This is a genomic window from Dellaglioa sp. CoH-56-MRSF-12 (genome assembly GCF_056782075.1).
Genome location: NZ_JBXAYD010000166.1, coordinates 1 through 238, shown reverse-complemented (window position 1 = coordinate 238; position 238 = coordinate 1). Strand labels below are relative to the sequence as shown.

At 69.7% G+C, this 238-nt stretch carries 1 protein-coding gene; it reads left to right on the top strand.

Features of this window, described 5'->3' with window-relative positions:
• Window positions 1–238, top strand: a 238-nt coding sequence (locus tag AC1RPY_RS08180; RefSeq protein WP_481763186.1) for a PfkB family carbohydrate kinase, incomplete at both ends; no start/stop codon positions are given.

Sequence of the window (238 nt, the reverse complement as noted above, 5' to 3'; positions counted from 1 at the left end):
GATCCGTTCGGCCGCCCGCTCGCCGACATGTGGGCGTCGGAGCAGGTCGACACGACGTACGTGCGAATCGACCGCGCGGCACCGACCGGCGTGTATTTCGTCACGCACGGCGCCGACGGCCACCAGTTCGACTATCTGCGCGCGGGATCGGCTGCGAGCCGCTATGCGACAGGCGACTTGCCGCTCGACGCGCTGGCGGCCGCGAAGGCCGTGCACCTGTCGGGGATCAGTCTTGCGA